Origin of the sequence: Mongoliimonas terrestris (assembly GCF_001927285.1) — a bacterium.
Classification (GTDB): domain Bacteria; phylum Pseudomonadota; class Alphaproteobacteria; order Rhizobiales; family Pleomorphomonadaceae; genus Chthonobacter; species Chthonobacter terrestris.
In genome coordinates, this window is sequence record NZ_MSIG01000071.1 from 1 (window position 1) to 522 (window position 522).

The following is a 522-nucleotide window of genomic DNA, read 5'->3' on the forward strand; positions in this document are numbered from 1 at the left end:
AGAAAATTGAGTCCCTTGAAGCATATGCAATTGATGACTGCAGGAATGAAGATGAAAAGAAAACTGTGGGGATGGTAACTTGTTTGATCTTCATACCCTTTATTGTTTAATGATTCCATATTGTCTTAAACGACATTATTAATAGTTAAATTGAAGGGACATCACTGCTACGTAATGCCATGCTAAAACCCATATATGATACGCCATTCAATTAGAAACTGATGTAAGTGAAGGGATTCATGAATATGTTACTTCTAGCAGATTCTGAAGGCCATGGGACTTGCTAAGACCGCATCAGCTGCAGTTAATAAGTGAAGGGATTCATGAATATGTTACTTCTAGCAGATTCTGAAGGCCATGGGACTTGCTAAGACCGCATCAGCTGCAGTTAATCTCCTTATTCATATTGGGTATTTCCCCGTGCATGTAGATCTTGATTTGTTGAAGTTAAACATTCGTACTGATTATCCAGAAGAGATTCTTGCAGCTGCGGAAAGTCTGTTGTCCGAGTCACCTGATTTG

1 protein-coding gene is annotated in these 522 nt (G+C 38.7%); it reads left to right on the plus strand.

Features of this window, described 5'->3' with window-relative positions; all coding sequences use genetic code 11:
- Window positions 1-348: 348 nt before the first annotated feature.
- The coding region (locus BUQ68_RS24610) for a hypothetical protein (RefSeq protein WP_425349570.1) at window positions 349-522 on the plus strand (174 nt) is incomplete at its 3' end.